This window comes from Actinomycetospora flava (assembly GCF_037400335.1).
Lineage (GTDB): Bacteria > Actinomycetota > Actinomycetes > Mycobacteriales > Pseudonocardiaceae > Actinomycetospora > Actinomycetospora flava.
The window spans coordinates 221,590-240,114 of record NZ_JBBEGM010000012.1 but is presented as its reverse complement, the minus strand read 5'-3'; the positions used below and the strand labels follow the sequence as shown (position 1 = coordinate 240,114).

The following is an 18,525-nucleotide window of genomic DNA, read 5'->3' as shown; positions in this document are numbered from 1 at the left end:
CCGATGACCGGGCCGCGAGGCATCCCGGTCGCGCGGGGCGGCGAACGACCGGGAGACGCCGACTATCGGGCGAAGGTGTCGGGGTCGGGCCCCAGACGCTCCGCCTTCTCCATGCCGTCGATCTTCTGCATCTCCTCGTGGGAGAGCTCGAAGTCGAAGATGTCCTTGTTCTCCCGGATGCGGTCGGGGGTGACCGACTTCGGGAAGATGATGTTGCCGAGCTGGATGTGCCAGCGCAGCACCACCTGCGCGGCGCTCTTGCCGTGCGCCTGGGCGATCTCGGCCAGCTCCGGGGCGTCGAGCAGGCCCCTGCCCTGGCCGATCGGGCTCCACGCCTCGGTGCGGATGCCGTGGCGCTCGTGGTACGAGCGCAGGCCCGCCTGCTGCATGCGCGGGTGCAGCTCGATCTGGTTGATCGCCGGCACCGTCTCGGTCTCCTCGAGCAGGCGGTCGAGGTGGTGCGGCTGGAAGTTCGAGACGCCGATGGTGCGCGCCTTGCCGTCCTCGTGCGCCTTCTCCAGGCCCTTCCACGTCTCGACGTAGAGGTCCTTGCCGGGCAGCGGCCAGTGGATGAGGTACAGGTCGACGGCGTCGAGGCCCAGCTTGCCCAGGCTCTCGTCGAGGGCGCGCTGCGAATCGTCGTAGCCGTGGTTCGAGTTGTTGCACTTCGTCGTGATCCACAGCTCGTCGCGCCCCAGGCCCGACTTCGCGATCGCCTCGCCGACCTCGGCCTCGTTGCCGTACATCTGCGCGGTGTCGATGTGCCGATAGCCGGCCTCGAAGGCCGTCAGGACCGTCTCCGCCGTGTCCGACGGGTCGATCTGGAACACACCGAATCCCAGCTGCGGGATCACCGTGCCGTTGTTCAGCTCGATACCGGGGACATCGCTCATGGCGGGCGGATACCCGTGGTGGTCCGCCGCTCAACCATCGGCGGACGGCCGGGTGAGTGCTTCCCCGCACCGGAGCACGGGGAAGCACCCACCGGTCACGCCGTGGCGAACGCGCCGAGGGTGCGGTCGGGGCGCACACCGGCGAACGAGCGGTGCCAGGTGCGGTAGTACGCGATCTCCTCGTCGCTGCGCAGGTCCCAGCCGTGCTCGACGACCGGCGGCTCGGCGTCCTGCGCGCCCTCCTTGGCCTTCTCCTTCTCCACGAGCGCGGAGAGCACGTCCTTGGCCCCGGAGCCGTCGCCGAACTGCTCCTTGCCGCGCCAGATGATGTCGTAGGGCACCATCCCGTCGAACGCCTCGCGCAGCAGCTGCTTCTCCACGCGGTCGTGGATCTTCAGCTTCCACTCGGCGGGCAGGGCGAGCAGCTCGCGCATGACGGTCGCGTCGAGGAACGGGACGCGGGCCTCGAGGCCGTAGTTCATCGTCGTGCGGTCGCAGCGCTGCAGGTTGAGCTCGTGCAGGCTCTCGATCGACCGGACGAGCTCGGCCTGCAGGGCGTCCGGCGTCGAGAACTCCTCGTCGTGGATGTACTCGTACCCGGCGAACAGCTCGTCGGCGCCCTCGCCGGTGAGCACGACCTTGACGTGCTTCACCGCCTCGCGGGCCAGCAGCAGGTTCGGCACCGCGGAGCGCACGAGCGCCGGGTCGAAGTGCTCGATGACCGTGACGGCCTCGTCGAGCGCCTCCTCGAGGTCGTCCGCGGTCGGGACGATCTCGTGGTGGTCGGTGCCGAGGAAGTCGGCGACGGCGCGCGCCGCGAGCAGGTCGGCGGAGCCCTCGGTGCCGACGGCGAAGGTCGGCAGGCGCTCGCCCTTCTCCTCGGCCACCTTGGCGGCGACGGCAGCGACGATCGCGGAGTCGAGGCCGCCGGAGAGGAACACGCCGACCGGCACGTCGCTCATCATGTGCCGGCGGATCGAGTCGGAGAGCACGTCGCGGATGTGCCCGAGGTCCTCCTCGGTCCACTGCTTGTCCGGGGCGTTGCGCGCGGGGCGCACCTCGACCGGCACGGCGTCGGCGAAGCGAACGATGGCGCCCTCGGCGACGTCGTTGCCGGCCACTCCCGGCGTCCACACGTGCCCGGGAGGAAAGGCCTCGACGAAGGGCTGGTCCTCGGGATCGAAGGCCCGCAGCTCGCTGGCGAAGATCGTCACGTCGTCGAGGCGCGCCCAGTAGAGCGGCTTGATGCCGATCGGGTCGCGCGCGACCGCGCCGCGCCCGTCGGTGTGGGCCATCGCCAGCGCGAACATGCCGCGCACCTCGTGCAGCGCGGCCGAGCCGTCGCGCAGCACGAGCCGGAAGGCCGACTCGGTGTCCGAGTCCGTGGCGAACCGGACCTCGGAGAGGACGTCGCGGATGTCCTCGTGGTTGTAGATCTCACCGTTGCCGACCACGTAGGCCGAGTCGGTGTCGTCGGCGATCGGCTGCTTGCCACCGCTGACATCCATGATCGACAGGCGCTGGTGGCCGAGCCACGCGTTCTCCAGCTGCACCCGTCCCGTGTCGTCCGGTCCGCGGTGGTGGATCCGGGCGAGCATCCGCTCACACTTCTCGGGGTCGATGACGCCATAGGCGGCGACGATTCCGCACACGTGTGTTCACGTTCCTCGTATCGGGGTCGTCTTCCAGACAACCACGATGTTCGGAAGCCACGCATCGTAACGGGGTCTGCGTCACGTGCCCTTAACGGTCAAGGCGCCGGATCTCCACGCGGCGTGTTCGCTCCGTCACCGCCAGGCGAACACCGGCTGCTCGAGCTCGTCGACGCGCGTCGTGCGCCCGTGCAGCGCCACCTCGCGGAACTGGAGCAGGACGGCCGCGGTCGGCGCGTGGATGAGGTGCCCGACCAGCGGCAGCTGCACGACCGGCCGCGGCGACTCCTCGATGTCGTGGAAGAGCGGGTCGACGTCGAGCTCGTCGAGCGTGATGTGGAAGAGCTGCGACACCTCGTCGGGCGAGGGCGCCAGGTCGGCCACCGCGCCGGTCGCCGCCATCACCACCGGCGTGATCACGAAGCCCGAGCGGGTCGGGTAGTCGTCGAGGAGCCCCAGGACGGTGTCCTCGCCGAGGCGCAGGCCCAGCTCCTCGTCGAGCTCGCGCCGTGCCGCCGTGACGGTGTCCTCGCCGGGGTCGACCGACCCGCCGGGCAGGGCGAACTGCCCGGGGTGGTCGCGCAGCCGCGAGGTCCGCCGGGTCAGCAGCACGCCCGGGCCGCGCTCGGGGTCGTCGAGCACGACGACGGCGACGGCGGCGGCACGCAGGTCGGGGCGGTCGGCGACGCGGCGCTCGTCACGGTCGTGGTGCCGGACGCGCGCGGCCACGTCGGCCGCGGTGGCGCGACTCATCCCCAGAAGATGCCCGTCGGGTCGGCGTCGACGATGTCGAGCAGCGGGGCGGGCGAGCTGGCCTTGGTCTCGTCGGGGTAGCGGTGCCACCGTCCGCTGGAGTCCGGCCAGAGCAGGATCCAGCGCTCCTCGTCGGACACCAGGCGCAGCTGCGCGATGGGCTCGGTGGTCCAGCCGGTGCCCAGCTCGGGGAACACCGGCGCCCGGCGCGCGGAGATCGTGATACGCCCGGCCCGCTCGGTGTAGGAGATGCGGACCTGGTCGCGCTGCCCCTCGGGCACGCGGCGCGCGCACCACTGGCGCACCAGCGCGCGGTGTTCGTCGGCGACCTCCACGCCGCTCACTCTGACACGCGCGCCCCGCGGGCCGGGAGTGCCCCGCACCACGAAAGTCCGGTGGCGTCCGACCACCACCCGGTCCGGGGCGGGTCGCGGACCCCTGCCAGCATGCTCGTGCGTCGGGCGGCGAAAGGGGCTCTCGGTGATCGCAGGACTCGGCCGGACGGGCCGCGCGCTGGCGACGACGGCCGTGGGGCTCGGGCTCGTCCTGGGCGTCGCGGCGTGCGGCGGCGGGGCGTCCGAGGCCCCGGCCCCTTCGGGGGCGTCCGCGCCGGCCGCGTCGGCCGCGCCCGCCACCCCCGACCCGGCCGTGAAGCCCTACTGCGACGCGATCACGCGGGTGCAGACCGAGCAGGCGGCGCCCGGCGCCGGCGGGGGCGGCGTGCTCCCGTCGTCGGACCAGGCGCGGCGCCAGGTCGCCGACCTCGTCGCCACCGCCCCGCCCGAGATCGCGGGCGAGTGGCGCACCGTGCAGCAGCTCACCGAGCAGGCGCTGTCGTCGCTCGCGCAGACCGGCGGCGACCCCTCGCGGATCGACCGCGCCGAGCTCGAGCGCCTGCAGCGCGAGGCCCAGCCGGCGGTGACCCGCATCCAGGAGGTCACCCAGCAGCGCTGCGGCATCACCTTCCGCCCGACCCCCTAGCCGCTCCAAGGAGATGCGCACGCCAGCGCTCCTCCGTCGCGCTGTCCTGCGACCTCCGTCGCGCTCCGCTCGGGTGTGGCGCGAGGGCGTCCCTCGCTGCGTCCCACGCACTCAGGGCGTCCCTCGCTCCACCCCGGGCTGAGCGCCACCCTGGCCGCGCCGACGCCGCGGACCTACGGTTCCGGGGCGTGACCGACTCCGTGAGCCGCTTCCCCGTCGTCGAGCTCGACGACCTCCCCTACGACCTGCGCGAACGCGTCGGCGCGATCGCCGAGCGCTCGGGGTTCGTGCCCAACATCTTCCGGGCCCTGGGGCACCGGCCGGCGGAGCTGCGGGCGTTCCTCGACTACCACGACGCGCTCATGGAGCGGGAGTCGCCGCTGTCGAAGGCCGAGCGCGAGCTGGTGATCGTCGCGACGTCCGGCGCGAACCACTGCACCTACTGCGTGGTCGCCCACGGCGCGATCCTGCGCATCCGCAGCAAGGAGCCCGAGCTCGCCGACCACGTCGGCATCAACCCCTACGGCGCCGCCCTCGACCCGCGCCGGCGCGCGATCGTCGACCTCGCGCTCGCCCTCGCGCTGGACTCGGCGTCGCTCTCCGAGGACGACCTCGACGCCGCCCGGGACGCCGGCCTGTCCGACGAGGAGATCTGGGACGTCGGGGCGATCACCGCGCTCTTCGCGATGTCGAACCGCCTCGCCCACCTCACCTCGCTGCGGCCGAACCCCGAGTTCTTCGGCATGGGCCGCGAGCCCCGGGGGTAGGCGGCGCGCATGACGGTCGCAATCCTCGGTACCGGGATCATGGGCGCAGGGATGGCCCGCAGCCTCCTGCGCGAGGGCCACGACGTGACGGTGTGGAACCGCAGCGTCGAGAAGGCGAAGCCCCTCGCCGACGACGGCGCCCGGGTGGCCGACAGTGCCGCCGACGCGGTCGCCGGCGCCGATGTCGTGATCACGATGCTCTTCGACACCGAGGCGGCGGCGCAGACGGTCGAGCCGGTGCTCGGGCAGTTCCGCGACGGCGCGGTGTGGGTGCAGGCCGGCACGGTGGGCATCGAGGGCACCGACCGCCTGGCCGCGCTGGCGCGCGACGCGGGCGTCGCCTACCTCGACACCCCGATGCTCGGCACGAGGGCGCCGGCCGAGAACGGCCAGCTCGTGGTGCTGGCGTCGGGCCCGTCGTCGCTGCGCGACCGCGTGCAGCCGGTGTTCGACGCGATCGGCTCGCGGACCCAGTGGGTGAGCGAGACGATCGGCGACGCCAGCCGCCTCAAGCTCGCCATCAACGCCTGGATCGGCGTGATGATCAACGGCATCGCCCAGTCCGTCGCGCTCGCCCGCGGGCTCGGGATCGACCCGCAGCAGTTCCTCGACGCGGTCGACGGCGGGGCGGTGAACGCGCCGTACGTGCAGCTCAAGGGCAAGGCGATGCTCACGGGCGACTACACGCCCTCGTTCGAGCTCGACGGCGTCATCAAGGACACCGACCTCATCACCGCGGCCCTGCGGGAGGCCGGCGTCGACACCACGCTCGCCACCGCGGTCCGCGACCGCCTCGCCGTCGCCTCGGCGGGCGGCCACGGCAGCGAGGACATGGCCGCCGTGGTGCACGCCTACTGACGTGCCCATGTGAGCACTTCCCGGGCCCATAGGCCCGGAAAGTGCTCACATACGTCAGGCGCCGGGGGTGTTGTTGGCGAGGTCGAGGGCGTACTGCGGCCAGAAGTCGCCGGCCTGCGGGGCGCCGCGGCAGTCGCCGTCCGAGTCGCCCGGCTCCTTGACCCACAGGTACGCCGCGACCCGCTGCGAGCCCGTGTCGCGGGTCGGCGGGGTGCCCAGCGCGCGGCCGGGCGGGTTGCACCACGACGGCTGCTCGGGCCCGTCGTAGCTGCCGTTGCCGTTGCGGCTGGTGTCGATGACGAAGCGGGCGCCGCCGAGCTGGTCGGAGACGCGCTCGCCGTACGCCTGCACCTGCTGGGTGTTCATGAAGTTCGAGACGTTGAGCGCGAAGCCCGCCGCCTGATCCACGCCGGACTTGCGCAGCCCGTCCACGAGGTTGCCGGTGTCGGTGACGAAGCCCGGGTTGCCGGCGTCGATGTAGACCTCGCCGCCCGCGCGCGTCAGCTTCCCGACGGCCTCGGAGAGCAGCTCCTCGCGGCCCTCCTGCTGGCCCTCGCCCTCGCAGTTGGTGAGCGTCTGCGGCAGCGCGTCGGGCTCGAGGACGACCACCGAGCGGGTGCCGCCCATGCCGCGGGCGAACGAGTCGAGCCACTCGCGGTACTGGTCCTCGTTCTCCGCGCCGCCGCTGGAGTAGAGGCCGCAGTCGCGGTTGGGGATGTTGTAGGCGGTCAGCACGGGGGTGCGCCCGGCCGCGCGGGCCTGCGACACGACGCCGGCAACCTCGCCCTCGACGCCGCCGAGCTCGCCGGTCGGCCAGATCGCCACGGGCTGGCGCGCGATCTTCTCGAGCGCGGTCGCGTCCTCGGTGCGTCCTTCGGAGCGCCACTGCTCGACCTGGCGCGCGGCCGACGATGCCGGGTCCACCCAGAACTCGGAGGCCGCCGGGGCGACCGGCGCGCCGCCCTCGCCCGAGCCGCCCCCCTCACCCGAGCCGCCGGAGCACGCCGACAGTCCGAGCGCGGCGATCGCGATCAGTGCGCCCGCCGCGAGCCGTGTCCTCGTCAACCGTCCGGCCCCGCCGTGCGTGTCCTGCGTCATCGATCCCGTCCTGCTCCGGTGTCTCGTGCGGCCGCTCGTGGTTCGGCCCTGTCGCGTGCCGCCCAGCCCGGCACTCGTCCGTACGGAGTCAGGCTCCCAGGCCACCCCGTGGAGCCCGTGTGGGGGTCACGACCGCCCGTCGCCCCCCGCCGCCCGCTCACGGAGAGGGTCACGCCGCCTCCGCGGGCCCCGGCTCCGGGACCTCGATCCAGCGGCCCACCGACGGCACCCCGCGGTCGTCGTTGAGGAAGAGCATGTAGCGCCCGGGCGGGGCGATCGTGCGGTCGTCGGGCAGCGTGACCGACACCCCGTCGGCGCGGACGGTCATGTCCAGGGCGATCGAGCGCTGGTGGGTGTCGGTGACGTGCGTGGACGCCATCGGCGCCATCAGCCGCGCGGTCTTGATGCGCGCGGCGTCCGGGCTCGCCACCGTGATCGTGTCGCCGAGCGCGGCCGTCGGCGGCGCGTCGGTGACCCGCGGCTGCGGGCCGCGGAACAGGTACGGCGGCGTGTAGATCTCGATGCGCTGCTCGAAGGTGCCCGGGATGGTGTTCGCCAGGTCGTTGAACAGCGGGTCCGAGCCGACGACCATCACGCGCCCGTCGGGCAGCAGCATGCTCGCCGAGTGGTAGTTGCGGCCGACCGCGGGGTCGGCGGCGTAGTCCAGGGTGTTGGTCTGCGGCCGGTAGATGCGGGCGTTGTGGTTGTTGCTGTCGCCCTTGCCGCGGTAGTCCCGCGACCCGTTGCTGATCAGCATCGAGTCGTCGGGCAGCGTCGTGAGGTTCGGGTAGCGGGTGCCCTCGGGCAGCATCGGCCCGGGCTGCCAGGTCGGGTTCGGGCTGTCGAGGTCGATGGTGTCGATCCGCCCCGTCGAGCGCGGGCTCTCGCCGACACCGCCGCCGCCGACCACCGCGATCCGCTGGTCCTGCACCGGGCCCGCCCAGGCCGAGCCGGCCGTCTCGAGCAGGTCCGGGTCGCGCATCCCCGGCAGCGGCGAGAGGACGTTGTTCTTCAGGTTCCAGAACCCGGGCACGCGGCCGGCCTCGGCGGGCCCGTAGCCGGAGTTCGCCCCGGAGTAGAACAGCACGTCCTCGCGCGCGGTCTGGAACAGGGCCGGGTAGGTCGGGAAGTACTGGGTGAGGTCCTTGCGCTCGGTCCAGGTGCGCGTGGCCGGGTTGTAGATCTCGTTCTGCCCGTTGAGCACCTCGCCGGTGCCGTCGAGGCCCGACACGGCGATGACGCCGCCGTCGGACAGCCCCGTCAGCGTCGGGTACCAGCGCTTGAACACCATGTCGCCGACGCGCTCGTAGGACTCGGTGTACGGGTTGAACTCGTAGGTCTGCTCGATGCCCTGGTAGTTCTGCTTGCGCAGGGTCATCGCCTGGCCGAGCGCGTAGATGTTCTGCACGTCGGCCTGCGGGATGCCGCCCACCGAGTACTGGCGCGGGCCCTCGAAGACGTAGCCCGGGCCGGGCTCGACGGCCTCGGCGAACACGGTCGTCTCGCTGGCGGTGACGGTCGCGCCGCGACGGGTCGCGACCTTCGCGGCCGGCTCGATGACGAACGGGTGCGTGGCGCGGTAGACGAGACCCTCCGGCGAGCGGAACTCCGTGCCCGCCGGCAGCGGCAGCGGGGCCGCGTCCGGGTCCTCGTTCTTGACGATGAGCCCGCCGCCGGCGTTGGTGACCGCGCCGTCGAGGCGCTCGTAGCGCTGGGTGCCGCCGGCGACGAGCAGGTTGCCCGACGCGAGGAACGTGTGCCCGGAGCAGAACATGTCGTCCGGGGTGGGGACGATGCGGCTACGCCCGGTCGCCGGGTCGTACACGAGGCTCTTGAACGTCCCCGCGTTGAACATGTCCTCCTTGTTGCCGGAGCCGGCGATGAGGAGGATGCGCCCGGTCGGCAGGACGGCCGCGTGGATCGCGTTGACCTTCTGGTCGTCCGGGAGCTCGAAGGCGTCCCACTTGCCGAACTGCTCCTTGTACTCCTGGCTGTTGATCAGCCGCTGGTGCCGGAGCTCCGAGAACCACGCCCACGCGGGCGGCACGTTCACGCCGAGCATCACGGCGGGGACGATGACGAGGAGCAGGAAGCGCTTGACCCGTCTGGTCAGTCCCTGCCCGATCAACTCGCCTCCGTCCGTCGCCCTTCGATGTCCTGCGGCAGCCCGGCACCGGAGTGCTGGGCGGGCCCGGCCACCGCGGCCAGGGCCACCACGCGTACCGCGACCGTCGGGGCGTTCACCGAGACAGCGTCGGACGTGCGGGGTCCACCGTCTCGTCCGTCGTGTCGCTTTGCTGTTTCGTTACCGATGCTAGACCCAGCCGAGACCGGGATCACGGGCTGGACCCCGTCGGCCTCCAGCTCGGCCGCGGTGGACAGCAGCATCGGCGGCCGCTCGCGGCGCGGGCCGGGCCGCGGCGTGGGCGACGGTGTGGGGCTCGGCGACGGCGGGGTCGGGCGACCGGCCTGCCCCTCGGCCGGACCGGCCGGGCCACCGGCGCGCACGTCCGGGCCCGGTCGGGGCGCACCGGGCCGCGCGGGTCCCGGCTGACCTGGCTGACCCGGCTGGCCCTGGTGCTCGGCCGCGGGCGCCACGTACCGGCCGCCCTGCTCGGCGGCCGCGGGCCGGTCGGCGGGACGGTCCCCGGGGCGCTCGCCGGGACGCTGACCGGGCGCCGCGAACGGGCTGGGCCCGGGGCGCGGCGTCGGCGTCGGGCGGGGACGCGCCGCCGGCGGCGGGACCGCGCCGGGGGCCGGCATCGGCGGACGCCCACCGGGGCGCTGCTGGCCGGGCTGCTGCTGACCGGGCTGCTGCTGACCGGGCTGGCCGGGCTGCTGCTGGCCCGGCTGACCCGGCTGGCCGGGCTGCTGCTGGCCCGGCTGACCCGGCTGGCCGTGCTGCGCCGCGGCCGGCTGCGGGTGCGGGCTCGGCCGAGGCGGCTGGCCGGGCTGGGCCGGCTGCTGGGCCGGCTGCTGGGCCGGCTGCTGACCCGGCTGTCCCGGTGCCGGACGCCGCCGGTCGCGCGGCACCGGGGACGGCGCGGGGTCGACGCCCCGGCCGTCCTCGGGCGCACGCCGGCGTCCGGGCGTGGGGCGCGCGTCGGGCCGCTCGTCGGGGCGGGGCGTGGGGCGGGGCGCCGGCGAAGGTGTCGGCGAGGGTGTCGGCGAGGGGGCGGGCGCGCCGTCGCGCTGGCGGCCGGCCAGCGAGGAGGTCCGCACCCAGCCCGCGGGCAGGTCGCCCTCGAGCGCCACCCCGGCGTACGCCGGGACGGGCTCGGACTCCGCGCGGGGCGAGCGGCGGGTGGCGCTGCCCGCGGCGAGCAGCGCGTCGAGGGCCGCGCGCTCGAGCGACTCGGTGGTGACCCCGGAGCGCCCGTCGGCGAGCACCGGCGCCGACTCGATCGCGGGCTGGCGCCCCACGATGCGCTCGACCAGGCACAGGATCGGCGGCGCGAGGCAGGACGCGAGCGCCACGGCGGGCCACAGCAGCACCGCCGGGGTCGCGTAGCCCTGCACGATCGCGAGCACGATCGCGCCGATGAGCAGCGCCGCCCACTGGAGGTGGCGCCGGAACGTCAGGATGTGGTCCGCGCTGGACGACAGGCCCTTGGGCGTGACGACGAACCGCGCCGGCAGCCGCAGGATCGTGGCGATCAGCGAGGCCGCGAAGATCGGCGCCGCGAAGATCGACATCAGCATGCCCTTGACGCCGGAGCTGCCCTCGGCCTCGTAGGGGCTGACGTTGTAGCGGCGGTTGCGCAGATAGACCCACAGCTGGAACGCCGTGGCGTCGATGTAGAGCGCCAGCCACAGCTGCACCGGCACGACCACGCCCTGGACGCCCAGGGCGAGGAAGAGGCAGGCGTTGACCGCCCCGAGGACCCACCCGATCGCCATCGACGGGTAGAAGGTCGTGATGAGGATGTAGTGCAGCGCGCGGCCCGGCGACAGGCGCGGCAGGCGCAGCCACATCTCCTTGAGCAGGACCTCGAAGGTGCCGCGCGACCAGCGCATCTGCTGGCTGAAGAAGTCGCCCCACGAGGAGGGTCCCTCGCCGACGGCGAGGACGTCGGGCGTGTAGACCGACTTCCAGCGCCGTCCCGAGCGCGGGTTCTTCCGCGTGTGGAACTTCAGCCCGGTGGCCATGTCCTCGGTGATCGAGTCGGACAGGCCGCCGATGCCCTGCAGTGCGCTGATGCGCACGGCGTTGTTGGTGCCGACCAGCATCGCGGCGTTGTAGCGGTTGGCCGCGCGCTGGATCAGCGAGTGGAACGGGAACTGCTGCGACTCCGCGGCCCGGGTCACGAACGTCTCGTCGTTCGCGTAGCACTGCGGGCCGACGACGAAGGCGACGTCGGGGTCGCGGAAGTACCCGAGGATCCGCTCGGCGTAGTTGGGCAGCGGCACGTGGTCGGGGTCGACCGACAGGAACACCTCGTAGGAGTCGCCGTGCTCGGCGACCCAGGCGTTGTAGTTGCCGTGCTTGGTCTTCGCCTTGAAGGCGCCCTTGCGGCGGTTGTACTTCTCGATGCCCTTGCGGGTGAAGTGGTTGACGCCGAGCTCGCGGCACATGGCCTTGACGTCGTCGTCGTCACCCTCGTCGAGGATCCAGACGTCGAGGATGCCGTCGTACTGGATGCGCAGCGCCGCCTGCAGCGTGCCGCGCACGACGTCGATCGGTTCCTTGCTGGGCACGATCGTCGTGAGGAAGGCGATGCGGCGGTCCGGCTCGGGCGGCACGGGGACGGGGTCGCGCGCGATGACCGAGGCCAGCGACAGCGACAGCACGTTGATCAGGCGCAGGAGCTCCATGAGCCCGATCGACCCGATGACGACCCAGTTGGCGTAGATCGCGAAGTCGGATCCGATCACCGGGGGCCGGTGGCTGGGGTGCAGGAGCCAGAGGAAGAACAGGGCCTCGAAGGCGAAGTTCAGGCCGGCGACGAGCAGCGACCGCGCGACGCGCCCACGCCCGTGGACCGCGTCGACGCCACGGTAGGCGACGCGGTACGGGCCGTCGGCGGGATCCGGCTCACGGATCGGCCCCGCCAGCTGGGAGAACTCCTGGATACGACGGCCGACGACGAGTTCGGACTCGTCGACCTCGTCCGGGGGTCGCTCGGCAAGAAGGGTCATCGGCCGTTTCGTCTCGATCCTCGTGACTGCACCGACCACACCGCACCGGCGATCGTCACGAGCCTCCCGTCGTCGTCCTACCCCTCGCGGGCCCGCGAGGGCGGTACCGCCGACGTGCCGTCCTCCTGTCCGGTCATCGGTCGTCCCGGACGCCTGGTGGTGTTCCAACCGCCCGGGAAACGGTAAGGGCATCACCCACCGTGCTCACCGAGGGGGACGGTTGTTGCTCCACCTCGTTGCCCACGACCAGCAGCATCGCCGAATATTCGCCCGACCGGGGGAAGCAAGACCGACTTCACACCCACATTCGCCCGTCCGGTGACGATGACGCACGGTAGTAGGTCAGCGACGGCGCGGCGCACCGGGTGGCAGCTCGTGTCGCCGCACCTCGGTCAGGACGCCGTCCCGGATCTCCGCGGACATGTAGGTGCAGACGGGCTCGCGCCGCCGCTCGGTCGGCGACCCCGGGTTGAGGAGCCGGACGCCGCCGGGGGTCGTCGAGTCCCACGGGATGTGGCTGTGCCCGAAGACGAGGACGTCGACCGGGGTGTCGCCGCCGGGCCCGAACCGGGCGTCGCACCGGCGCTCGCGCCCGTCCGCCGCGCCGGTCTCGTGGGTCACGGCGACGCGCAGGCCGCCGACCTCCTCGACGGCGGTCTCGGGCAGGCGGGCGCGCAGGTCGTCGCCGTCGTTGTTGCCCCAGCAGGCGACGAGCCTCGCCGCCCGCTCCTCGAACGCATCGAGCAGCGCGGGGTCCATCCAGTCGCCGGCGTGCACGACGACGTCGGCCGCGTCGATCCGCTCCCAGAGCTCGGCAGGGAGCTCGCGGTTCGGGTAGCGGGGCGTGAGGTGGGTGTCGGTGGTGAGGAGGAGGCGGAGGGCCGTCACGGGGGTCAGCGCTCCAGCAGCAGCGAGTGCAGGGCGATCAGCGCGAGCGGGGCGTAGGCCAGGACGACCGGGGCGGGGCCGGTGGTGCGCAGCCAGGTGCGGGCGCCGACGCGCGGACCGTCGTCCGGGCCGGGGTCCTCGACGCCGTGCTCGAGGTGCAGCGTGATCGGCCCGACCCGCACGCGCCACGACCAGGTGCGCGCCGCCTCGTCGACGGCGAGGACCTCGAACGGCACGTGCACCACACCGGCCGCCCGGACGGTCCCCTGCAGGCCCTGGTGCAGGCGGCGGTGGCCCCCGGTCACCGAGACCCCCGAGATCTGCGGTGCCCAGTGGCTCCAGAGGTCGAGGTCGGCGTAGCGCTCCCACGCCGCGGGGGCGGGCAGCGGGCCGGTGGCCCGGAGGGTCGTCTGCACGGTCGGGGACGTACCCGCGACGGCCCTGGACGACGAACACATACTCCGAGTATGGTTTCGGCGAGCTGCCGGTACGGAGTCGTACCAACCGACCGCAGGAGGCCGCCCGTGTCCCAGAACCCGCTCACCGCGCTCGGCACCACGCTGCGCTGGGGCGCCACCCACGGCCTGATGCGCGCGGCCATCCGCCGCCAGGTGCGTGCCGGCAACCAGGACGCCCGCCTGCTGCTCGACCCGGCGATGCAGGCCGACCCGTTCCCGCACTACGAGACGCTGCGCCCGGCGTACCCGTTCGCCCTCGGCGCCTTCGCGCGGCTCACCGTCCACCACGACGTGGCGACCGCGGTGCTGCGCAGCGACGACTTCGGGGTCACGCATCCCACCCAGGTCGTGCCCGCCCCGGCCAAGGCCGCGCTGGCGCTCGCCGGCCCGCCGCGCAACCCCGGCCCCATCGAGCCGCCCTCGATGCTCGCGGTCGACGCGCCCGACCACCCGCGCTACCGCAAGCTCGTGAGCCGCGCCTTCACCGCGAAGCGTGTCGCCGCCCTGCGCGAGCGCACCAGCACGGTGGCCCAGGAGCTCCTCGACGAGATGGACCGCGCCGCCCGCGACTCCGGTGACCTCACCGTCGACCTCGTCGAGCGCTACGCGAGCCTGCTGCCCGTCACCGTGATCAGCGAGATGCTCGGGGTGCCGACCTCGATGCGCGACCAGTTCCTCGCGTGGGGCGACGGGGCGGCCACCTCGCTGGACATGGGGCTCACGCGCAGGGCGCACGCCTCGATGGAGCAGAACCTCGCCGCCCTCAACGACTGGATGCGCGGGCATCTGCGCCGGCTGCGCCGCGAGCCGGGCGACGACCTCCTGTCGAGCCTCGTGGGCCTGGTCGACGACGACGGCGCCGGCCTGTCCGAGCAGGAGCTGGTCTCCACCGCGCTGCTCGTGCTCGCGGCCGGGTTCGAGACCACGGTCAACCTCATCGGCAACGGCACCAGCCAGCTGTTCGCCCACCCCGAGCAGCGCGAGCGCCTGGCCGCCGAGCCGGAGCTGTGGCCGACCGCGATCGACGAGATGCTGCGCTTCGATCCGCCCGTCGAGCGCACCGCGCGCCGGGCGAAGGTCGACACCGAGGTGGCGGGCACGCCCGTCGCGGCCGGCGACCTCGTCGTCACCGTGCTGGCCGCCGCCAACCGCGACCCGCGGGTCTTCACCGACCCCGGCGCCTTCGACGTCGGGCGGGCGAACGCGAAGGACCACCTCGCGTTCTCCAGCGGCGCGCACTTCTGCCTGGGGGCGCAGCTCGCCCGGATGGAGGGCGAGGTGGCGCTGCGGGCGCTGTTCGAGCGGCACCCGCGCCTCGCCGCGGCCGGCCCGTCGCGGCGGCGGCCCACCCGCATCCTGCGCGGCTACGCCGAGCTGCCGGTGCGCCTGGAGCCTGCGGTGGCCGGCGTCGGTTAGGTGAAGGCGCTGAGCCCGGTGATCTCCCGGCCCACGATGAGGGTCTGGATGGTCTCGGTGCCCTCGAAGGTGTGGATCGACTCGATGTCGGCCATGTGCCGCACGACGTGGTTGTCGAGCAGGATGCCGTTGCCGCCGAGCAGGTCGCGGGCGTGGGAGAGCACCCAGCGGGCCTTGCGCGTGTTGTTCATCTTGGCGAGCCCGGCGATCGTCGGCGCCAGGTCGTCGTCCTCGGCGAGCTGCGCGATCTGCATGCAGTAGAGCTGCATGCCGGTCAGCTCGGCGAGCATCTGCACCAGGCGCTCCTGGACGATCTGCATGCCGGCGAGCGGCTTGCCGAACTGCTGGCGCTCGAGCGCGTAGCGCAGCGCGGCGTCGTAGCCCGCGGTCGCGTGGCCGAGCGCCATCCACGCGCAGGTGCCGCGCGTGGTGGCCAGCACCCGCCCGGTGTCCTTGAAGCTCTCCGCGCCGGGCAGGCGGTCGCGCTCGGGCACCCGCACGCCGTCGAGGCGGATGTCGGCCTGCCACACCGAGCGCATCGAGCCCTTGCGCGGGATGACCTCCGCCTCGTAGCCGGGCGAGGAGGTGTCGACGAGGAAGCCGAGCACCGTGTTGGTCTCGGTGTCGCGCGCCCAGATCACGGTGCGCCCGGCGATGCTGCCGTTGCCGATCCAGCGCTTGCGGCCGTCGAGCACCCAGTCGTCGCCGTCGCGGCGCGCGCTGCTCTCGAGCGACACCGAGTCCGACCCGTGCTCGGGCTCGGTCAGCCCGAAGGCGCCGACGAGGTCGAGGCGCGCCATCGCCGGGAGGAACTCCTGCTTCTGCTCCTCGGAGCCCAGCATCGCGATCGACTTCATCGCGAGCCCGGACTGCACGGCGTGGAACGTCGCGAGGCTGCCGTCGCCGCGCGCGAGCTCCATGGCGACGAGACCGCAGGTCAGCGGGTCGTTCCCGGGGCAGCCGTAGCCGGTGATGTCGTCGCCGACGATCCCCAGGTCGGGCAGCCCGCGGATGACCTCCCACGGCATCTCGGCGGCGTCCCAGGCGGCGGGCGCGGCCGGGGAGACGACACGGTCGACGTAGCGGCGGACCGCCATGAACGTGTCCCACTGCGCCTCGGTGAAGCGGCGGCGCACCGAGAAGAAGTCGGTGCCGAGCGCCTCGGTGAGCGGGCCCTCGCTGTCGACGGTCATGCTCATCCCTTCCCCGCCACCGTGATCGCCACGCCTGCGCCCGACCTGCGTCCGTTCGTACTAGCGTCCGCGCCTGCCAGCACGTTCAGCATCGAGCGCGGAGGTAGCCGCATGGCGGGCAAGTTCGAGGTGTACGAGGACAAGGCCGGCAAGTTCCGGTTCCGGCTGAAGGCCAGCAACGGCCAGATCGTCGCCTCCGGCGAGGCGTACGAGACCAAGGCAGCCGCGAAGAAGGGCTGCGAGTCGGTCCAGAAGGCCGCTGACGGCGCGCCGATCGAGGAGACCGTCTGAGCCGGTCGCCGCGACGCACCTGAAGGATCGCGCGGCCCCGGTCGTCCGGCGGGATCGCGGGTCGACCGGGGCCGCCGTGCGCCCGACCGCGGTATCAAGGTTCCTCCGATCAGGCCTGCCGATCTGGCCACAGAGCGACAGCCCTGACACGACAGCGCAGAGTTCGTGGTTTGTCCTGTTCCGTTCGCCCCACCGCCGGGGTATATCCACAGTCCTTCGTCACCCGTGTGGCCGCATCGGCGGCCCGCGGATCACGGTGGACCACCGCTGGGCGCCGCCCACACCACCGTGACGGTCCTCCGGGGGGAGTGGATGGACGGTCAGGCACATCCCATGTACGGCAACTCCACCGACGGCTGCTCCGAGTACCTCGTGGTGGTCGTCGATCCGGTCGGTCGCTTCCGCGACGCCTACGGGCCCTACGCCCTGGCGGCGGCCCACCGCGAGGCCGAGCGGCACCGTCGCGCGCTGGCCGAGGCGGGTGAGTACACCGCCGACGTCCGGATCGCCCGGCACCACCCGGTCGCGATCCCGCGGCCGCGCGGCCCCTGGCGCCCGGAGCCGTGATCGTCGGGCCGTGATCCTCGCGCCGTGATCCTCAGCCGGTCATCCGCGCCAGCATCCCGGCCTCGTAGGAACCGCCGCGCTGGTGGACGATCACGGCGAGCCGGTTCGCGGCGTTGATCAGTGCGACGAGGCAGATCAGCGCGGCGAGCTGGTCGTCGTCGTAGTGCTCGCGCACCCGGGCCCAGGCCTCGTCGGACACGCCTGGGTGCGCGTCGGCGAGCCTGCTGCCCTCCTCCGCGAGCGCCAGCGCCGCCCGCTCGGCCTCGGTGAACACGGTCGACTCCCGCCAGGTCGCGACGAGGTGGAGCCGCACCGCGGTCTCGCCGGCGGCCGCCGCCTCCTTCGTGTGCATGTCGACGCACCACCCGCACCCGTTGATCTGGCTGGCCCGCAGGGACACCAGCTCCTGGGTGGACGCGGGCAGCGGCGAGCGCGTGATGACCTGGCCGGCGTTCGCGAAGCGCTGGGCGAACCGGCCGGCGACGTCGTTGCCGAACAGGTCGAATCGGGGGTCCATGGTCCTGGCCTCTCTCGTGTGCTGCGGCGGACGCCCTCCAGGCGCTGCCGGCCCGGTCCCCGTGACAGCCCGTTGGAGGTGACGCCGGTCACGGCGGTCGGGTGTCACGCGCGGCGCCGTCCCCGCGTCCGGTGGGCGGGAGATCCAGCCGTCACGGGGAGCGCAGCATGAGCGAGGACACGGCGACCGACACCTTCGTCACCCACCGCAACCTGCTCTTCACCGTCGCCTACGAGATCCTCGGTTCGGCGGCCGACGCCGAGGACGTCCTCCAGGAGACCTGGCTGCGCTGGGCCCGGGTCGACCTCGGCGAGGTCCGGGACCGGCGCGCCTACCTCGTGCGCATCACGACCCGCCAGGCCATCGATCGGTGGCGAGCGCTCGGGCGCCGCAAGGAGTCCTACGTCGGCCCGTGGCTGCCCGAACCCCTTCTGACCACGGCCGACGTCGCCGAGGACGTCGAGCTCGCGGAGAGCGTGTCGATGGCGATGCTGCTGGTGCTCGAGACGCTGGCGCCCACCGAGCGGGCGGTCTTCGTCCTGCGGGAGGTGTTCGCGCTGGGGTACGACGAGATCGCCGAGGCGGTCGGCAAGAACACGGCCGCCGTGCGCCAGATCGCCCACCGGGCCCGCGAGCACGTGGCGTCGCGCCGGCCGCGCGGCGTGCCGTCGGCAGCCGAGACCCGGTCGGTCCTCGACGCGTTCGGCCGCGCGATCGAGACCGGTGACGTGCAGGGCCTCCTCGACGTCCTCGCGCCCGACGTCGTCGTGGTGGGCGACGGGGGCGGGGTCAAGCAGGCCGTCCTGCGCCCGGTCGCGGGTGCGGACAAGGTGGCCCGCCTGCTCACCGCCGGCCTGGCCCGGCTGCCCGCGGTGACGCTGGAGCCCGTGCAGGTCAACGGCGATCCGGCGCTGGTCCTGCGGGTCGACGGGGAGATCGACACCGTCGTCACGGTCCGGATCGACGACGGGCTGGTCACCGGCCTCTACGCCGTGCGGAACCCCGAGAAGCTCTCACGCATGCGGGAGGCGACCGCTCTGCGGCGCTGAGCCCG

Annotated in this window: 18 protein-coding genes; 7 read left to right on the top strand and 11 right to left on the bottom strand. The window is 73.2% G+C overall.

What is annotated here, in order from left to right:
- Window positions 1–62 precede the first annotated feature (62 nt).
- The 4 genes from WCD58_RS25735 to WCD58_RS25720 all read right to left on the bottom strand — a co-directional run bounded on the left by WCD58_RS25735 (window position 63) and on the right by WCD58_RS25720 (window position 3,633).
- On the bottom strand, window positions 63–893 hold the full coding sequence (locus tag WCD58_RS25735; RefSeq protein ID WP_337705947.1) for an aldo/keto reductase: 831 nt from the start codon (window positions 891–893) through the stop codon (window positions 63–65).
- A 95-nt stretch (window positions 894–988) separates the two neighbouring features.
- Entirely contained in the window at window positions 989–2,545 is a 1,557-nt protein-coding gene (gene asnB, locus WCD58_RS25730; protein WP_337705946.1) for an asparagine synthase (glutamine-hydrolyzing), read from the bottom strand.
- A gap of 135 nt (window positions 2,546–2,680) precedes the next feature.
- Window positions 2,681–3,298, bottom strand: coding sequence for an NUDIX hydrolase (locus WCD58_RS25725; RefSeq protein ID WP_337705945.1), 618 nt, complete (start codon window positions 3,296–3,298; stop codon window positions 2,681–2,683).
- Window positions 3,295–3,633: a DUF3024 domain-containing protein gene (locus WCD58_RS25720; protein WP_337705944.1), complete on the bottom strand. Its 339-nt coding sequence runs from the start codon at window positions 3,631–3,633 to the stop codon at window positions 3,295–3,297. Before WCD58_RS25720 ends, WCD58_RS25725 begins: the two co-directional genes overlap by 4 nt.
- A gap of 145 nt (window positions 3,634–3,778) precedes the next feature.
- Here WCD58_RS25720 and WCD58_RS25715 point away from each other — a divergent pair, with 145 nt between their 5' ends.
- From WCD58_RS25715 to WCD58_RS25705, 3 genes are all read left to right on the top strand, one after another.
- Window positions 3,779–4,279 (top strand): hypothetical protein, encoded by a 501-nt coding sequence (locus tag WCD58_RS25715; RefSeq protein ID WP_337705943.1) that lies wholly within the window; start codon window positions 3,779–3,781, stop codon window positions 4,277–4,279.
- Window positions 4,280–4,467: 188 nt separating this feature from the next.
- Window positions 4,468–5,046, top strand: a complete 579-nt coding sequence (locus WCD58_RS25710; RefSeq protein WP_337705942.1) for a peroxidase-related enzyme — start codon at window positions 4,468–4,470, stop codon at window positions 5,044–5,046.
- Between the two features lie 9 nt (window positions 5,047–5,055).
- A complete protein-coding gene (locus tag WCD58_RS25705) occupies window positions 5,056–5,904 on the top strand; it encodes an NAD(P)-dependent oxidoreductase (RefSeq protein ID WP_337705941.1) in 849 nt (282 codons plus the stop codon).
- 54 nt (window positions 5,905–5,958) lie between these two features.
- On the opposite strand, the gene WCD58_RS25700 is transcribed toward WCD58_RS25705, so the two are convergent.
- The 5 genes from WCD58_RS25700 to WCD58_RS25680 form a co-directional block, all read right to left on the bottom strand.
- Window positions 5,959–7,002 carry a glycoside hydrolase family 6 protein gene (locus WCD58_RS25700; protein ID WP_337705940.1) on the bottom strand — a complete coding sequence of 348 codons (1,044 nt, stop codon included), beginning with the start codon at window positions 7,000–7,002 and terminating at the stop codon, window positions 5,959–5,961.
- A 169-nt stretch (window positions 7,003–7,171) separates the two neighbouring features.
- On the bottom strand, window positions 7,172–9,130 hold the full coding sequence (gene glxA / locus WCD58_RS25695) for a radical copper oxidase GlxA (protein ID WP_337705939.1): 1,959 nt from the start codon (window positions 9,128–9,130) through the stop codon (window positions 7,172–7,174).
- Entirely contained in the window at window positions 9,127–12,141 is a 3,015-nt protein-coding gene (locus WCD58_RS25690; RefSeq protein ID WP_337705938.1) for a glycosyltransferase family 2 protein, read from the bottom strand. The genes glxA and WCD58_RS25690 overlap by 4 nt, the downstream gene beginning before the upstream one ends.
- 342 nt (window positions 12,142–12,483) lie before the next feature.
- Window positions 12,484–13,029 carry a metallophosphoesterase family protein gene (locus WCD58_RS25685; RefSeq protein WP_337705937.1) on the bottom strand — a complete coding sequence of 182 codons (546 nt, stop codon included), beginning with the start codon at window positions 13,027–13,029 and terminating at the stop codon, window positions 12,484–12,486.
- 5 nt (window positions 13,030–13,034) lie between these two features.
- Window positions 13,035–13,445: an SRPBCC family protein gene (locus tag WCD58_RS25680; RefSeq protein WP_337705936.1), complete on the bottom strand. Its 411-nt coding sequence runs from the start codon at window positions 13,443–13,445 to the stop codon at window positions 13,035–13,037.
- A 108-nt stretch (window positions 13,446–13,553) separates the two neighbouring features.
- Here WCD58_RS25680 and WCD58_RS25675 point away from each other — a divergent pair, with 108 nt between their 5' ends.
- Entirely contained in the window at window positions 13,554–14,903 is a 1,350-nt protein-coding gene (locus tag WCD58_RS25675) for a cytochrome P450 (protein ID WP_337705935.1), read from the top strand.
- Here WCD58_RS25675 and WCD58_RS25670 read toward each other — a convergent pair.
- Window positions 14,900–16,096, bottom strand: coding sequence for an acyl-CoA dehydrogenase family protein (locus WCD58_RS25670; RefSeq protein WP_337705934.1), 1,197 nt, complete (start codon window positions 16,094–16,096; stop codon window positions 14,900–14,902). The genes WCD58_RS25675 and WCD58_RS25670 overlap by 4 nt on opposite strands.
- A gap of 111 nt (window positions 16,097–16,207) precedes the next feature.
- Between WCD58_RS25670 and WCD58_RS25665 the strand changes: the two genes are divergently transcribed.
- Complete coding sequence (locus WCD58_RS25665; RefSeq protein ID WP_337705933.1) at window positions 16,208–16,387, top strand: YegP family protein; 180 nt, start codon at window positions 16,208–16,210, stop codon at window positions 16,385–16,387.
- 312 nt (window positions 16,388–16,699) lie between these two features.
- Window positions 16,700–16,954: a hypothetical protein gene (locus tag WCD58_RS25660; protein ID WP_337705932.1), complete on the top strand. Its 255-nt coding sequence runs from the start codon at window positions 16,700–16,702 to the stop codon at window positions 16,952–16,954.
- Window positions 16,955–16,985: 31 nt separating this feature from the next.
- Here the strand turns inward: WCD58_RS25660 and WCD58_RS25655 are convergent, their stop codons facing one another.
- Entirely contained in the window at window positions 16,986–17,471 is a 486-nt protein-coding gene (locus WCD58_RS25655; RefSeq protein ID WP_337705931.1) for a carboxymuconolactone decarboxylase family protein, read from the bottom strand.
- Window positions 17,472–17,638: 167 nt separating this feature from the next.
- Here WCD58_RS25655 and WCD58_RS25650 point away from each other — a divergent pair, with 167 nt between their 5' ends.
- Entirely contained in the window at window positions 17,639–18,520 is an 882-nt protein-coding gene (locus tag WCD58_RS25650) for an RNA polymerase sigma-70 factor (protein WP_337705930.1), read from the top strand.
- Window positions 18,521–18,525: the final 5 nt, after the last annotated feature.